The following is a 14,761-nucleotide window of genomic DNA, read 5'->3' as shown; positions in this document are numbered from 1 at the left end:
CCCGCTCCGGCGGCCACTCCGCCGCGGCCGCCCGCATGGTGTCGACACCGTCGACATGGGGACCGGGATTGATCAGCCCCTCGTCGAAGAGCGTGTGCGCGACGGCCAACAACAGCGCCGCGTCGGTTCCGGGCACGATGGGCAGCCACTCGTCGGCGCGCGCGGCGGTCAGGGTGCGCACGGGGTCGATCACAATCACCTTGCCGCGCTTGCGAATCCCGTCGATCAGGCCCATCACGTTGGGTGCGGCCAACAGTGAACCCTGCGATGCCGCCGGGTTGGCGCCCATGATCACCAGCAGGTCGGTGCGTTCGATGTCGGGCACCGGGAAGTTCCACCACAGCCCGTACATCAGATGCGACGACAGGTTCTTCGGCCATTGGTCGACCGTCCCCGGCGAATAGGTGACCGGCATGCCCGACATCCCCATCAGCACGCCGGCATAGCGGGCCAGCGAGAACGAGTGCGCCAGCGGGTTGCCGGTGTAGGCGGTCACCGCGCCGATGCCGTACTTCTCGATCACCGGGGTCAGCAACTCGGTGCAACGGCGAAACGCCGCGTCCCAGCTGACTTCCCGCCACTGGCCGTCGACCTTGATCATCGGCGCGCGGATGCGGTCCGGATCGTCGTGCAGCGCCGCAAGCGAGGTGCCCTTCGGGCACAGATGCCCGCGGCTCCACACGTCGTCACGGTTGCCGCGAATGCCGGTGACGTGGCCGTCCTTGACGTCAATCGCCAAGCCGCACATGGCTTCACACAACGGACACGTGCGCAGGTGGGTACCGTCCTCGCCGGGTTTCATCCACCCACTGTATTCCGCTACCGCGGGTAGCGGAAGTGGAGAAGTGCGGCGTCAGGCCGTCCAGGGCCCGATGCCACCGACCCTGTCGATGCGGATGTGGGTGAGGTAGCCGGGCGGCGCGTTGTCCGGCGGAAACTTCGCGTTCGGATCACCCAGCACCGGGTTGAGCTCCGTCAGCAGTTCGGGGGCGCCGCCCTCGGTGATCCGGGCGGTGCCCGCGATGGACAGGTAGGGCCGCATCCCCTGCCCCGCAGCGTCCAGCGACACGATCGTCACGGCCACCCGGGGATCCCTGCGCACGTTGCGGACCTTCTTGTGTTCCGAAAGGTGGGCGCTGACGAGTTCGTCACCGTCCGGTGTCGACCGCAGCGCCACCCAGACCACGCTCACCTGGGGGCTGCCATCCGGATTGATCGTGACCAGGGTCGCATCGGCGCCCTTGCCGATGAGGCCGCGCGCGGCATCGTTGAGCTTCATGCGTGGTTATACAGCCAGTCGCGGAATTTCATTCCCAATCGGCTGCTCACACGCGGCGGCCCGGCCACGCCTGTGACCGGGCCACCCTCAGACGTCGCTACTGTTCGGCTTTTTGCCGAGCCTCGTTGATATCGGCGGCCTTGCGGGCGCTCTCGGCCTCGGCCTCTTTCTGGGCCGCCTCACGCTGCGCGTCGGCCTTGTCCTGCTGGGCCTGGCCCTCGCGCCTCAGGTCGTCACGGCCGGCGACCGCGCCGACGACTTCCTTGACCTTGCCCTTGATGCCCTCGACGATGCCCTCGACGGCCTCCGCGGGACCACTCTTGTCCGACATGCGTTCTCCCTCCATGGCGTGCACGCGCCCGTGTCGTGCAATCGACTCCCTTATTGCCCAACGGGCGGATTCTCGAAACTTCGGCCAGACCGTGCAATACGCCTACGCTGTTGACCCAGAAGGGTCGGCGGGGCGAGGAGTCGTGACGGTGCAGATGTGGGAACTGGTCGCCCGCGAGCGGATTCGGGATACCCTGGCGCGCTACAACTGGTCCGGCGACGCCGGCCGCCTCGACGACCTGGCGGCGACGTTCTGCGCCGACGGCGTCCTCGAGATCCGGGGTTTCGAGCCACTGCACGGGCGGTCGGACATCGCGGCCTTCCTGGGCGGCGTCACGGGCCGGATCGCCGTCGACACCGACGTCAAACCGATTGTGCGCCATAACGTCGCAAACGTGTTGTTCACCGAGGTGACACCCGACCGCGCCCGGGTCGACTGCTACTTCACCGTGGTCACCCACATCGGCCTGGACCACTACGGCCGGTACCGCGACATCCTGGTTCCCGACGGTGGCGCCTGGCTGATCAAGCACCGCAAGGTCTCGACCGACTGGGCGGCTCCCGACTCCGCAATGGCCCGCCGGCCCTAGCGGCACCGCGATCGCTGGCCCCGCGAAACCTGTTGTTCGCGTGACGTTTCCGCGCCACGACCACCGAGAAAGGATCGACCATGGGGACATCCGACACCGACCGGGCCGTGGCCTACCTGCTGGTTCGGCTGACCATCGGGGCCAGCCTGTTCGGCCACGGCCTGGTCCGGTTGCCGAAGCTGGGCGCGTTTCACGCCCAGCTGATGAGTGAGTTCACGAAGTCGATGCTGCCCGCCGTCGCGGTCTCGGGATGCGGTTACGCGCTGCCGTTCGCGGAGCTGACCATCGGAGCGCTGTTGCTGGCCGGTGTGCTGACCCGGACGGCCGCCATCGCCGGCGCACTGGTGATGGTCGGTCTGGTCCTGGGCGCCACGTCGATCGAGCACTTCAACGTGATCGGCGACCAACTCGTGCACGCGCTCTTTCTCGTCGGCGTGATTGCGTTCCGCGGGCACAACCGCTACTCCGTCGACCACCTGCTCACCGCCCGCCAGTCGACCAGCGCATAATCTCCACGCCCGTCGGCGCGCCGGGCGCCCGCGGTGGCGATTTCGTTAAATGTCTTGACGAAATGTTTGCCCCAAGCCCCTCAACGGCTACAGCTAGAAGTCACACACCAAAAGATTGCGGTCTCCCGATTGAGCGCGCTTGCGGAGCTCCGGGAATGACCGTGGGTCAGGTGACCAGCGGTCATGGCCGCACAACCGAGACGAGCAACGATGCAACGACTCAGCGGATTGGACGCGTTCTTTCTGCACCTGGAATCGCCGACGCAGCCTTTGAATGTTTGCTGCGTGCTGGAGTTGGACCCGTCGACGATGCCCGGCGGCTACACCTTTGATCGCTTCAGTGCGGCGCTGCGCGAGCGGCTTGATGCGGTGCCCGAATTCCGCCTCAAGCTGGCCGACAACCAACTGAACCTCGACCACCCCGTGTGGGTCGACGACGACCGGTTCGACACGGCTCGCCACCTGCACCGCGTGGCCCTGCCGTCGCCGGGAGGCCCGAAAGAATTAGCGGACATCTGCGGCCACATCGCCGGCCTGCCGCTCGATCGCGACCGGCCGCTGTGGGAGATGTGGGTGATCGAAGGCCTGCACGGCACGGACGCACTGTCCGTCGTCCTCAAGGTCCACCACGCGGTGGTCGACGGCGTGGGCGGCGCCCACCTGCTCTCGCAGTTGTGCAGCGACGTGCCCGACGCCCCGCCGCCGGAACCGGCCGAGCGCGCCGGCGCGGCGAATCCACTACAGATCGCCGCGAGCGGGCTGATCGGGGCGGCGTTGCGGCCGTGGCGGCTGGCCCGAGTCCTGCCGGCCACGGCGCTGACCGTGGCGGAGACGGTGCTGCGCGCCCGCGGCGGCGGCCAGACGATGGCGGCCCCGTTCGCGGCGCCGCCGACCGCGTTCAACGGCTCGTTCACCCGGCGCCGCAACGTGGCGCTGACCAACGTGGACCTCGAGGACGTCAAAACCGTCAAAAACCGGTTCGGGGTCACCGTCAACGACGTCGTGACGGCGCTGTGCGCCGGGGCGCTACGGCAGTACTTCCAAGACCGCGACGCGCTGTCCGACGTCCCCCTGGTCGCGAGCGTGCCGGTGTCGGTGCGCGGCAAGTCCACCCGCACGGGCCGCAACCAGATGACCTGGATGCTCTGCCGCCTCGAAACCCACGTCGACGACCCCGTACAACGGCTGGCGAGCATCGCCGAGGGAAACGCCGCGGCGAAGGACCACTCCGCGGCGCTGGGCCCGACGCTGCTGCACGACTGGACGCAAGTGGCCGGGCAGACCCTGTTCGGTGCGGCCCGACGGCTGCTGCCGCGACTCCCCCTGCCCGAGAACCCGCCGCACAACCTGGTGCTGTCGAACGTCGCCGGCCCGCAAGAACAGCTCTACTTCCTGGGGTGCCGCCTCGACGCGATGTATCCGCTCGGCCCGATCATCGCCGGCGCCGCGCTGAACATCACGGTGATGTCGCTCAACGGCCGGCTGGGCATCGGCATCATCTCCTGCCCGGACCTGGTTCCGGACCTTTGGGACCTCGCCGATGCGTTTCCCGCCGCGCTCAAAGAGCTGCTGAGTTGCGGCGAGCCGGCCTGATCTGCCCGGTCTGATCTGCCCGGTCAGCGGAACCCCGTCCATCCTCGCCGCCGCGGCATGGCAGGGTGACATCCGTGGCAGACACTTCGGAACCGACGAGCGTCGCGGCGCACGACCTGCGCGAAATCAGCACTGACAAGGGCGCTTTGCGCTACTACGACACCGGCGGATCCCATTCGGGGCCGGCGCTGCTGTTCCTGCACGGCTCCGGCCCCGGTGTCACCGGCTGGCGCAACTTCCGCGGCGTGCTGCCCGCCTTCGCCGAGCGGTTCCGCTGCCTGATCCTGGAATTCCCCGGCTTCGGGGTCAGCGACGACTTCGGCGGCCACCCGATGGTCACCGCCTTCGGCACGGTGGCGCCCTTCCTGGACGCGCTCGGCGTGGACAAGGTGCACATCGTCGGCAACTCGATGGGTGGTGGCGTCGGCATCAACTTCGCGACCCACAATCCGGACCGCGTCGGCCGGCTGGTGACCATCGGCGGGATCGGCACCAACATCTTCAGTCCCAGTCCCAGCGAAGGCATTCGGCTGCTGCAGGAATTCGTCGAGGACCCCACGCGGCAGCGGCTGGTCGACTGGCTCAAGTCGATGGTCTACGACCAGGCGCTGGTCACCGACGAGCTGATCGAGGAACGCTGGCAGCTGGCCACCGACGCGGACACCCTGGCCGCGGCGCGACGCATGTACGGCAAGGCGGCATTCGCCGGGATGAACGCCGCGCTGAACGCCTCCGACCGGCCGCTACCGTGGGCGACGATGCACAAGCTCACCGCGCCCACGCTGCTGACCTGGGGCCGCGACGACAGGGTGAGCCCGCCGGACATGGCGCTGATCCCGATGCGCACCATCCCCAACGCGGAGCTGCACATCTTCCCCAACTCCGGGCACTGGGCCATGATCGAGGCCAAGGCGGCGTTCGAAAGCACCGTGCTGGCTTTTCTTTCGCGCGGCTAGCCAGTTCTTATCGCTGGGTGGCTCCGGCGTCGACGGGCAGGACGATCGCGGTGATGTAACGGGCCTCGTCCGAGGCCAGAAACAGCGCGGCGTTGGCCACGTCCACCGCGTCCACCCAGGGCACCGCGAGCATGTTCATCGAGCGGGCCGCCTCGGCGAATTCCGCGCGGGTGGGGGGCCGGTCCAAGTCGGGCCGGAATGCGGCGCCCACCACGTCATTGTGGATCATGGGCGTGTCGACGTTGGTCGGGCTGATGCAGTTGACCCGAACGTTGTGCGGCGCAAGCTCATTGGCCAGGCTGCGCATCATGCCGATCACGCCGTGCTTGGCGGCGGTGTAATGCGCGACGCCGACCAGCCCGCGCAGGCCCGCGATGGAACTCGTCAGGGTCATCGAACCCGCCCCGCGCGCGATCAGGTGCGGCGCGGTCGCGCGGCAGGTGTGCCATACCCCGGTCAGGTTGACGTCGAGCATTGTGCGCCAGGCGTTTTCGTCGAGCTCGACCGCCATGCCGCGGGAGGTGATGCCCGCGGTCGCGCAGACCGCGTCGAGACCACCGAACCGCTCGGCCCCGCGGTCGGTGGCGGCCTGCACACCGGCGAGGTCTCGCACGTCGACGATCTCGGTGTGCGCGAGCCCGCCGGCATCGCGCACCAGCGACGCCGTGGTGTCGAGGTCGGCGGGGGTGCTGTGCGGGATACGCACGGTGTCGACCGGGCCACACACGTCGAGCGCCACGATGTTCGCACCCTCCTGCGCGAACCGCACCGCCTGCGCGCGGCCGATCCCGCGCGCCGCTCCGGTGACCAGGGCGACCTTGCCGTGCAGTCGCCCGCCGCGCGTGGCGCTCACGTCGTCTTCTGCGTCAGGCCGGCGTCGACCACCAGCTGCGTGCCGGTGACGTAGCGGGCCGCGTCCGAGGCCAAAAACAGCACGGCGTTGGCGATGTCGACGGGCTCGACCCACGGCACCGGCAGCAGGTTGCGCGCCTGCAGCACCTCGGCCGCGTCGGCCGCCGTCGGGTTGTCCAGGTCCGGCCGGAGCCGCCGAAAAGTGGCCTCGTTGAGCACCATTGGGGTGGCCACCGGGCCGGGGTGCACGGTGTTGACCCGGATGCCGCGCGGCCCGAGCTCGTTCGCGAGGGTGCGCGCCAATCCCACCACCGCGTGCTTGCTGGCGGTGTAGTGGGCGGTGTTGGGCAGGCCGCGCAGGCCGCTGGTGGAGCTGATGACGACCACCGAGCCGCCGCGATCACCCAGGTGCGGCACGCTCGCCCGGACGGTATGCCACACGCCGGTGAGGTTGATGTCGGGCGTGCGCTGCCAGACCTGGGGGTCCAGTTCCCACGACGGTGCGCCGGGCAGGTGGACCCCGGCGTTGGCGACGACGACGTCGAGCCGGCCCAACGCGGCCACGCCGTCGTCGATGGCGGCCGTCATCGCTTCGAGCTCGCTGACGTCGGCCAGGCCGGTTACGCACCGCCGGCCGCGGTCGTCGACTCGGCTTGCCGTAGCGCGCAACTCGTCGGCCGCCGCGGGCGCGTCGAGCGCGATCACGTCGGCACCCTCGTCGGCGAACCGCTCACAGTGCACCCGGCCGGTCCCCTTGGCCGCACCGGTGACCACCACAACCTTGTCCAGCAAACCCCGTCATCGTTCGATTAGATCGAAGCCGCGATAGCCGGCGCCGGCGACCTCGGCGCAGATGTCGTTGTATGTCGCGAAGCCCCCGGTGAACAGCATGAAGCCGCGCGGCTTTCCCGGCACGTTGGCGCCCATGTACCAGGAGTTGGCCTTGGTGAACAACGTGGTCTCGGCCCGGCGGGCGCATTCGGCGCCCCACTCGTCCACGCTGTCCACGGTGGCTTCCAGCGCGGCGTAACCGTGCCGGTCCAGGTGGGTGATGGCCTCCGCGATCCAGTTCACCTGGGCCTCGGCGTGCAGCACCATGTTCGCCAGCACGGCGGGTGCCCCCGGACCCGAGACCAAAAACAGGTTGGGGAAGCCGTCGACGCCCAGCCCCAGATAGGTGCGGGGTCCGTGCGCCCAATCGTCTCGCAGGGCGGTGCCGCGCCGGCCGACGATGTCGATCTTGCCCAGCGCCCCGGTCATCGCGTCGAAACCCGTTGCCAGCACGATCATGTCGACGTCGTAATGGGCTTCGGTGTTATCGGCCCCGGCGGTGTTGATGCCGGTGGCGTCGACGGATTCGATCGGGGTGGCCCGGACACTGATCAGCGACACGTTCGCCCGGTTGAAGGTCTGAAAATAGTTGCTGTCGGTGCAAATTCGTTTGGTGCCGATCGGGTGGTCGGTGGGAATCAGCAGGTCGGCGACCGCCGGATCGTCGATGACGGCCCGGACCTTCTCCTCGTAGAACCTGCGGGCCTCGTCGTTGGCCTCCAGGTCGGTCAGCTGGTCCGGGAACGTCTTGGAGAACAGCACGCCGCCTTGCTGCCAACGCTTTTCGAACGCCGCACGCCGCTCCTCGGCGGTGAACTGCATCGTCGACCTGGGGGCGGTGATGTGCGGCGAGCCACCGCCGCTGCGCCACGACAGCGCACGCCGCTGCGCGTAACCGGCCTTGATCTCGTCGAGCTCGGCGGCGGACAGGGGCCTGTTGCCGGCCGGGACGCTGTAGTTGGGGGTGCGCTGGAAGACGTAGAGGTGGGCGGCGGACTCGGCGATGACCGGAATCGACTGAATGCCGGAGGATCCCGTGCCGATGACCGCCACCCGTTTGCCGGTGAAGTCGACGGGCCGGTGCGGCCACCGCGCGGTGTGGTAAAGCTCGCCGGCGAAGGTGTCCAGGCCGGGGAAGTCCGGGGTCAGCGCGGCCGACAGCGGACCCGTCGCCATCACCACGAACCGCGCCGAAAAGCATTGTCCCGCATCGGTGGTGACCGTCCAGCGCAACGCCGCCTCGTCGAGGTGCGCCGACACCACGCGGGTGCGCAACGCGATGTCGCGGCGCAGGTCGAGCTTGTCGGCGACCCAGTTCAGGTACGCCAGGATCTCGGCCTGGGTGGCATACCGTTCGGTCCAGTTCCACTCCTGCTGGAGTTCGTCGGAGAACGAGTAGCAGTAGTCGACGCTCTCGACGTCGCAACGCGCTCCCGGATACCGGTTGTGGTACCAGGTGCCGCCCAGTTCGGGCGCGGCCTCCAGCACCCGCACCGACAGGCCCTGCCCGCGCAGTTTGTGCAGCGCGTACAGGCCGGCGAACCCCGCGCCAACCACGACGACGTCGAGGGACCGCGCGCCGGAATCACTCACAACGAGTCACCGTAGGGCCTCGGCCGGCGCGGCCCGCGCGGCCTCCCGGTCACCGGACGCTTGCGGCGAGTTTTCCCGGCCACCGGGCGTGGGTGGCCGGCGGCGAGGTTCGCGTCGAATTCCGACGCCCGTGGTGTCCGCTCATCGGGATTTCCTTTGGGACGGGCCTCGACTGCGGTAGACCATTACTTAGCCCCCACACGTGCTTAGCCCACACACGTAAGGACAACGATATGAGCGAGCGGGTACTCGACCGGGTAGTGGCCATGGCGGACCAGTTGCGCGACCAGGCCGCCGAAGCCGAACGCATCGGGCGGCTCACCGACGACACCGTCAAGCTGATGAAGGGCGCCGGCCTGATCCGGCTGCTGCAGACCAAGCAATATCAGGGCTTCGAGGTGCACCCGCGCGAGTTCGCCGAGACGACGATGGCCACCGCGGCACTGGATCCGGCGGCCGGCTGGATCGTGGGCGTCGTCGGCGTGCACCCCTACCAGTTGGCGTACGCGGACCCGAAAGTCGCCGCCGAGATCTGGGCCGACGACGTCGACACCTGGATGGCCTCCCCCTACGCGCCGCAGGGCGTGGCCAAACCCGTCGACGGCGGTTACGTCTTCAACGGGCGCTGGCAGTTCAGCTCGGGCACCGACCACTGCGACTGGATCATCCTGGGGGCAATGCTCGGCGACGAGAAGGGCATCCCGCTGATGCCACCGCAGATGCTGCACATGATCTTGCCCCGCAAGGACTACGAGATAGTCGACGATTCGTGGAACGTGGTGGGGCTGCGCGGGACCGGCTCCAAGGACGTCATCGTCAAGGACGCGTTTGTGCCCAGCTACCGGACCATGGACGCGACCAAGGTGATGGACGGCACCGCCCAGCGCGAGGCCGGCATGACCGAACCCCTCTACCTGATGCCGTGGTCGACGATGTTCCCGCTGGGCATCTCCGCGGCCACCATCGGGATCGCGGAGGGTGCACTCGCCGCGCATCTGGATTATCAGCGCGAACGGGTCGGCGCCACCGGCACCGCAATTAAGGACGACCCCTACGTCATGCACGCCATCGGCGAGGCGGCCGCCGACATCAACGCGGCGCGTCAGGAGCTGCTGGCCAACGCCGACCGCATCTACGACATGGTCGCGGCCGGCAAGGAGGTGTCCTTCGCCGATCGGGCGGCCGGGCGCCGCACGCAGGTGCGCGCGGTGTGGCGTGCGGTGTCGGCGGTCGACGAGATCTTCGCCCGCTCGGGCGGCAACGCGGCGCGGATGGACAAGCCGCTGCAACGATATTGGCGTGACGTGCACGTCGGCCAGATGCACGCCATCCATGTCCCGGGCACCACCTATCACGCGGCGGCGCTGAGCTCGATCGGCATCGACCCGCCCGAGGGTCCGCTGCGGGCCCTGATCTAGGAGCATTAGTGAGCGACCTGAAAAGCCTTGGCTACATCACCATTTCGACCAGTGACATCGACCGCTGGCGGCAGTTCGCCTTCGGCGTGCTGGGGTTCGCCGAAGGTAAGGGCCCCGATCCTTCGGCGCTGTACCTGCGGATGGACGAGCGGGCGGCCCGGCTCATCGTGGTGCCCGGTGAGACCGACCGGGTGCTGACCGTCGGCTGGGAAGTGCGCGACCACCCGGCCCTGCAGCGCGTGCAGGCCACCCTCGACGGCGCAGGCGTCGCGTACAAGCAGCTGTCCCCCGACGACGCCGAGGCGCGCCGGGTCGAAGAGGTGATCACCTTCGAAGATCCCGCCGGCACCACGCTGGAGGTGTTCCACGGCGCGGTGCTCGACCACAGCCCGGTCGTCACGCCGTTCGGCGCGAAGTTCGTTACCGGTGATCAGGGCATGGGCCACGTGGTGGTGCCGGCCACCGACCCCAACGGGCTGTTCGACTTCTACACCGAGGTCCTCGGGTTCCGGGCCCGTGGCGCGTTCCGGGTGCCGTTGCCCAAAGAGTTTGGGCCCGTGCGGGTTCGGTTCCTCGGCATCAACGAGCGACACCACAGCCTGGCGATCGTGCCGGCCGCACACCAGCGCGACCCGCGCCTGGTCCACATCATGGTGGAGGTCGACACCCTCGACGCCGTCGGGCAGGCGCTGGACCGGGTCAACGCCGAGGGATTCCAGCTGTCGTCCACCCTGGGGCGACACACCAACGACAAGATGGTCTCGTTCTACGTCCGCGCACCCGGTGACTGGGACATCGAATTCGGCACCGACGGGATGCGGGTCGACGAAACCTATTACACCGCAGAGGAAATCACCGCCGACAGCTACTGGGGCCACCAGTGGGTCGGCGAAATGCCCGCGGCCATGCGGCTGTGACGCCCGACTCCGACGTGACGCCGGTCGCGGCGTCGAAGATCACCTCGTGGGACGCCGAGGCCGACGTCGTCATCGCCGGCTACGGGGTCGCCGGTGCGGCCGCGGCGGTGGAAGCGGCCCGGTCCGGCGCCGACGTCCTGGTGCTCGAGCGCACCGGCTCCTGGGGCGGGGCGGCGTCGATGGCCGGCGGCTTCATCTATCTCGGCGGCGGTACCCCGATCCAAACGGCTTGCGGTTTCCCCGATTCCGTCGACAACATGGCGGCATTCCTCAACGTCGCGATGGGCCCCGGCGCCGACGAGAACAGGATCGCCGACTACTGCGCGGGCAGCGTCGCCCACTTCGACTGGCTGGTCGGCTGCGGCGTGCCGTTCAAGGCGGAATTCTTCTCCGAGCCCGGCTGGGAACCGATGGGCGATCAGGGGCTGATGTACAGCGGCGGCGAAAATTCCTTTCCCTTCAACACCATCGCCACCCCCGCGCCGCGCGGGCACGTCCCGCAGATGCAGAACAAGAAGCAGGGCGAGGCCAGCGCCGGCTACATGCTGATGAAGCCCCTCGTCGAAACCGCCACTGCCGCAAGCGCACGCGCGCTGTACGACGTGCGGGTGCAGCGGCTGATCACCGAGTCCGACGGCCGAGTGGTCGGCATCCGGGCCCGCCGGTATGGCACCGAGATGAGCATCCGGGCGCGCAACGGCGTGGTGCTCGCGACGGGCAGCTTCGCCTACAACGACGCGATGGTGGCGCGCTACGCGCCGCGGATCGCCGGGCGCCCGGCTGCCTCGATCGAGCAGCATGACGGGCAGGCGATCCGGATGGCGCAGGCGCTCGGCGCCGATCTGGCGCACATGGACGCCACCGAGGTCGCGATCTTCATCGACCCGCAGCAGCTGGTGCGCGGAATCCTGGTCAACGGACGGGGCCAGCGCTACGTCGCCGAGGACACCTACCCGGGCCGGATCGGCCAGCTGACCCTCTATCAGCAGGACAACGTCGCCTATCTCATCATCGACGGCGACGCCCAGGAGGAGGCGATGGCCTCGTGGTCGCCGAAGTTCATGCTGCGCCCGGCGACCTGGGTGGCCGACACCGTCGCCGACCTGGAAGCCGAGATGGGGCTACCGCCGGGGACGCTGCAGGCGACCGTGGCCGCCTACAACGCGGGCGCCGCGCGCGGCGAGGATCCGCTGCTGCACAAGAAGCCGGAGTGGATCAAGCCGATCGGCTCCCCCGTCGGCGCGGTCGATCTGCGGGAGAACACCGGCGGTTTCACGCTGGGCGGGCTGGCCACCACGCTGGACGCCGAGGTGCTCCATGTCAGCGGCGCGCCCATCCCGGGCCTCTTCGCCGCCGGCCGGTGCACGGCCGGGCTGGCCGCCTGGGGCTACGCAAGCGGAGTCTCGCTGGGTGACGGCAGCTTCTACGGCCGGCGCGCCGGGCGCTCGGCCGCCAAAGGCTGAGTCTTCTGCGCCTGGCGGGCCGCGCGCTCGATACGTCCATGCAGCGCAGCCCAATACGGGCCGTCGACGTCGGGAAGGCCGGAGCGGCCCGGCTGTGACCCGGCTTGGTTGTCGACGAGTTCGCGAACGATGTCGGCGTGGCCCGCGTGGCGGGCGGTCTCGGCGAGCATGTGCACGAGGATTCGCCCGAGCGTCACCGAGCGCCGGTCTTCGGGCCAGCCGGGCGCGACACCGGGATGCTCGAGGTCAAGAGCCGCAATGGTGCGATCGGAGTGCGCACAGGCCCGCCGGTACAGATCGACGATGTCACCGCGGCTCTCGTCGGGCGCGGCCCACATGTCGACCGTGGGCTCCGCCGGGCCCTTCAGCCACAGCGGAGGACGCGGGAACGGCCGGGCAAACACGTCGCCGAAATAGCCGATCTCGCAGCCGGTCAGGTGTTTGACCAAGCCCAGGAGGTTGGTGCCGTGCGGGGTCATCGGTCTGCGGACGTCGTATTCGGACAGTCCGTCGAGCTTCCAGACCACGGCCGCACGGGCGTCGCGCAGCTGTCGATGCAAGTCGTCCTTGAGACCGATCACGGTGCGCTTCGGCCCGAGGGCGCGCGCGTGCGCACCTTGGTCAGCGCGGCGGTGGCGGCCGCGGCGGCGGAAATAGCACTGTTAATCGAGATTTCACCGCGCATGCCCGGCGCGGAGACCATGTCGCCGACCAGGTACACGCCGTCGCCGCGGTAGACGGCCGGCCGGTCGCGCCAGGTCTGGCCGGGCAGGTCCAGGGCGCCGGTGCGGCCCTTGGCGATGGCGGTGCGGTGAAAGGTGGTGCGCTCGCGCCAGTTCGGCAGCGCTTGGTCGGCGAGGCCTTCCAGTCGCCGGTGCGCGTCCGCGTGTGACTCGCCGGCGCGGACGGGCATCTGCAGTTGGTAGAGCGCCTCTTCGGCGGGCGCCACCGAATCGTCCTGCATGCTATAGCTCTCGTGGAAGCCGCCCTCGTCGAGATCGAAGATCAGATTGGTGTCCTTGCGGCCGGCCTTGACGGCGATGTCGAGCAGCGCGGCGTGTCCGCTTGTCCAACTGAGACTTTCGTCCCCCAGCAGGGAGCGCGCCGCGGCGATGTCGGTGGCCACGATGACCGGGCCGCCAGCGGGCAAGGTGTCGATGCGCGCCGCGGTCTGCACCGCGACGCCGAGTTCCTTCGCGCGGTCGGCCATCCTGTCGATGACGGTTTGCCAGCCGCCACGAACCCAGCGCACCGCGGGCGGGTTGGGGCCGAGGACCCGTTGGAACAGCGTCCACACAAACGCCGCCGAAAGTTGGCCGGTGTCAGCGTGATAGGTGACGACGCTGATCGCGTTGGCCATCTGGGTGGCCGTCTTTTCGCCCCACCGCCCGCTGGCCCAGGTGTGGAAGTCGACGTCGACGGGCGCGGTGAGCCATTTGCGCGATTGCGGGCGCAGCATCGGTAGCGGCGGCAGCGCACGGATGCGCCCGTCGGCGCGAAAGTGCAGCAGTGCGGCCATGGCGACCGGACCGGGCCACCCGAGGCGTTTGACGAAGCCGCGCTTTTTCAGCCACTTGTAGTGCGGACCATCGGCGTAGAACACGTGCGCACCGTCGTGGGCGACATAGGGCGGCGGTGTGGCACGGCCGCGGCCACCCAGGCGATCGTGCGCTTCGTAAAGCCGCACCGGGACACCGGCTTCCGCGCATGCGATGGCGGCGGTCAGGCCGCCGAGACCACCGCCGATCACGCTGATGTGGCTACCCATCGTTGTTCCTTTCTTCGGGGTTGGGCGTCGGATCCGACCACTGCAGTCGGGCAGCGATCATTTCCGCGGTGGAACGCAGGTATCGCTCCTCGTCGATGGCGGCCGGGTGTTCACCGCCGAACGTGTCGCGGATCAGCCAGTAATGCGCGACCGCGCTGAGCACCACGACGGCGGCGGCGTCCCAGTCGTGTGCGCCGTGGTCCGGCCCGGCCAGTTCGGCCAACCCGCGGGAGATCACCGACAGCACCTGCAGGTACTCGTTGCGGCGGAACACCTCGAGGACCTCCGGGGAGGCCGAGGTGTCGCGCAACAGGATCCGGGTGACGTCGCGGTTGTGGTCCAGCCGGCCCAACCCCACCCGGCAGAGCAGCACGAGCCTGTCGACCAGCCCGGCACCGGAGGCCACCTGGTCGAGCAATTCCAGTACCGAGAAGCCGGGCTCGAAGAACGGCGCCCACTGGTCGCGATCGGCGAGGGTCTCGCCGATGGCTTCGTAGAGCAGTTGGTCCTTGGAGCGAAAGTGCCGGTACAGCGCGCCCGAGCCCGGCGACAGCCCGGCGGCCTGTTCGATCTGGGCGATCGTGGTGGCCGCGAACCCGCGTTGCCCGAACAGGCGCAGCGCTTCGGTGATGATCCGCTGTCGCGACGTGACGGGCACGGCG

Annotated in this window: 16 protein-coding genes; 7 read left to right on the top strand and 9 right to left on the bottom strand. The window is 69.0% G+C overall.

All coding sequences use genetic code 11. The annotated features are described in order from the left end of the window. The 3 genes from A5659_RS16290 to A5659_RS16280 all read right to left on the bottom strand — a co-directional run. Positions 1-802, bottom strand: an 802-nt coding sequence (locus tag A5659_RS16290) for a molybdopterin-dependent oxidoreductase (protein ID WP_156749245.1), incomplete at its 3' end; no start/stop codon positions are given. A 51-nt stretch (positions 803-853) separates the two neighbouring features. Further along, positions 854-1,279 (bottom strand): PPOX class F420-dependent oxidoreductase, encoded by a 426-nt coding sequence (locus A5659_RS16285; RefSeq protein WP_066866456.1) that lies wholly within the window; start codon positions 1,277-1,279, stop codon positions 854-856. 97 nt (positions 1,280-1,376) lie between these two features. Continuing rightward, entirely contained in the window at positions 1,377-1,610 is a 234-nt protein-coding gene (locus A5659_RS16280) for a CsbD family protein (protein ID WP_067182496.1), read from the bottom strand. A 148-nt stretch (positions 1,611-1,758) separates the two neighbouring features. Here A5659_RS16280 and A5659_RS16275 point away from each other — a divergent pair, with 148 nt between their 5' ends. The 4 genes from A5659_RS16275 to A5659_RS16260 all read left to right on the top strand — a co-directional run bounded on the left by A5659_RS16275 (position 1,759) and on the right by A5659_RS16260 (position 5,257). Beyond that, entirely contained in the window at positions 1,759-2,199 is a 441-nt protein-coding gene (locus A5659_RS16275) for a nuclear transport factor 2 family protein (RefSeq protein ID WP_066866527.1), read from the top strand. Between the two features lie 80 nt (positions 2,200-2,279). After that, positions 2,280-2,708, top strand: coding sequence for a DoxX family protein (locus A5659_RS16270; RefSeq protein ID WP_066876222.1), 429 nt, complete (start codon positions 2,280-2,282; stop codon positions 2,706-2,708). A gap of 210 nt (positions 2,709-2,918) precedes the next feature. Further along, complete coding sequence (locus A5659_RS16265; RefSeq protein WP_066869796.1) at positions 2,919-4,301, top strand: wax ester/triacylglycerol synthase family O-acyltransferase; 1,383 nt, start codon at positions 2,919-2,921, stop codon at positions 4,299-4,301. A gap of 74 nt (positions 4,302-4,375) precedes the next feature. Next, entirely contained in the window at positions 4,376-5,257 is an 882-nt protein-coding gene (locus tag A5659_RS16260; RefSeq protein WP_066869799.1) for an alpha/beta fold hydrolase, read from the top strand. Between the two features lie 7 nt (positions 5,258-5,264). Here the strand turns inward: A5659_RS16260 and A5659_RS16255 are convergent, their stop codons facing one another. The 3 genes from A5659_RS16255 to A5659_RS16245 are packed head-to-tail and all read right to left on the bottom strand — an operon-like array spanning position 5,265 to position 8,533. Continuing rightward, positions 5,265-6,110, bottom strand: a complete 846-nt coding sequence (locus A5659_RS16255; RefSeq protein ID WP_066869801.1) for a mycofactocin-coupled SDR family oxidoreductase — start codon at positions 6,108-6,110, stop codon at positions 5,265-5,267. Then, positions 6,107-6,901 carry a mycofactocin-coupled SDR family oxidoreductase gene (locus A5659_RS16250; RefSeq protein WP_067182492.1) on the bottom strand — a complete coding sequence of 265 codons (795 nt, stop codon included), beginning with the start codon at positions 6,899-6,901 and terminating at the stop codon, positions 6,107-6,109. The genes A5659_RS16255 and A5659_RS16250 overlap by 4 nt, the downstream gene beginning before the upstream one ends. Positions 6,902-6,907: 6 nt before the next feature. Beyond that, the gene (locus A5659_RS16245) at positions 6,908-8,533 is read right to left on the bottom strand and encodes an NAD(P)/FAD-dependent oxidoreductase (protein ID WP_067182491.1); all 1,626 of its coding nucleotides are present in this window, start codon (positions 8,531-8,533) and stop codon (positions 6,908-6,910) included. Between the two features lie 233 nt (positions 8,534-8,766). Between A5659_RS16245 and A5659_RS16240 the strand changes: the two genes are divergently transcribed. The 3 genes from A5659_RS16240 to A5659_RS16230 are packed head-to-tail and all read left to right on the top strand — an operon-like array spanning position 8,767 to position 12,331. Next, on the top strand, positions 8,767-9,951 hold the full coding sequence (locus A5659_RS16240; RefSeq protein ID WP_066869810.1) for an acyl-CoA dehydrogenase family protein: 1,185 nt from the start codon (positions 8,767-8,769) through the stop codon (positions 9,949-9,951). An 8-nt stretch (positions 9,952-9,959) separates the two neighbouring features. Then, positions 9,960-10,868 carry a biphenyl-2,3-diol 1,2-dioxygenase gene (bphC, locus tag A5659_RS16235; RefSeq protein WP_067182488.1) on the top strand — a complete coding sequence of 303 codons (909 nt, stop codon included), beginning with the start codon at positions 9,960-9,962 and terminating at the stop codon, positions 10,866-10,868. Next, entirely contained in the window at positions 10,865-12,331 is a 1,467-nt protein-coding gene (locus A5659_RS16230; RefSeq protein WP_066869816.1) for an FAD-dependent oxidoreductase, read from the top strand. The genes bphC and A5659_RS16230 overlap by 4 nt, the downstream gene beginning before the upstream one ends. Here the strand turns inward: A5659_RS16230 and A5659_RS16225 are convergent. Genes A5659_RS16225 through A5659_RS16215 form a run of 3 tightly spaced genes read right to left on the bottom strand, consistent with a single transcriptional unit; the run spans position 12,292 to position 14,757 of the window. Further along, on the bottom strand, positions 12,292-12,909 hold the full coding sequence (locus tag A5659_RS16225) for a DinB family protein (protein WP_369827502.1): 618 nt from the start codon (positions 12,907-12,909) through the stop codon (positions 12,292-12,294). The genes A5659_RS16230 and A5659_RS16225 overlap by 40 nt on opposite strands. Continuing rightward, positions 12,909-14,099: an NAD(P)-binding protein gene (locus A5659_RS16220; RefSeq protein WP_067182484.1), complete on the bottom strand. Its 1,191-nt coding sequence runs from the start codon at positions 14,097-14,099 to the stop codon at positions 12,909-12,911. Before A5659_RS16220 ends, A5659_RS16225 begins: the two co-directional genes overlap by 1 nt. Continuing rightward, entirely contained in the window at positions 14,092-14,757 is a 666-nt protein-coding gene (locus A5659_RS16215) for a TetR/AcrR family transcriptional regulator (protein ID WP_066869822.1), read from the bottom strand. The genes A5659_RS16220 and A5659_RS16215 overlap by 8 nt, the downstream gene beginning before the upstream one ends. Positions 14,758-14,761: the final 4 nt, after the last annotated feature.

The organism is Mycobacterium sp. 1165196.3 (assembly GCF_001673415.1).
Classification (GTDB): domain Bacteria; phylum Actinomycetota; class Actinomycetes; order Mycobacteriales; family Mycobacteriaceae; genus Mycobacterium; species Mycobacterium europaeum_A.
This window is presented reverse-complemented; position numbering and strand designations above follow the sequence as displayed.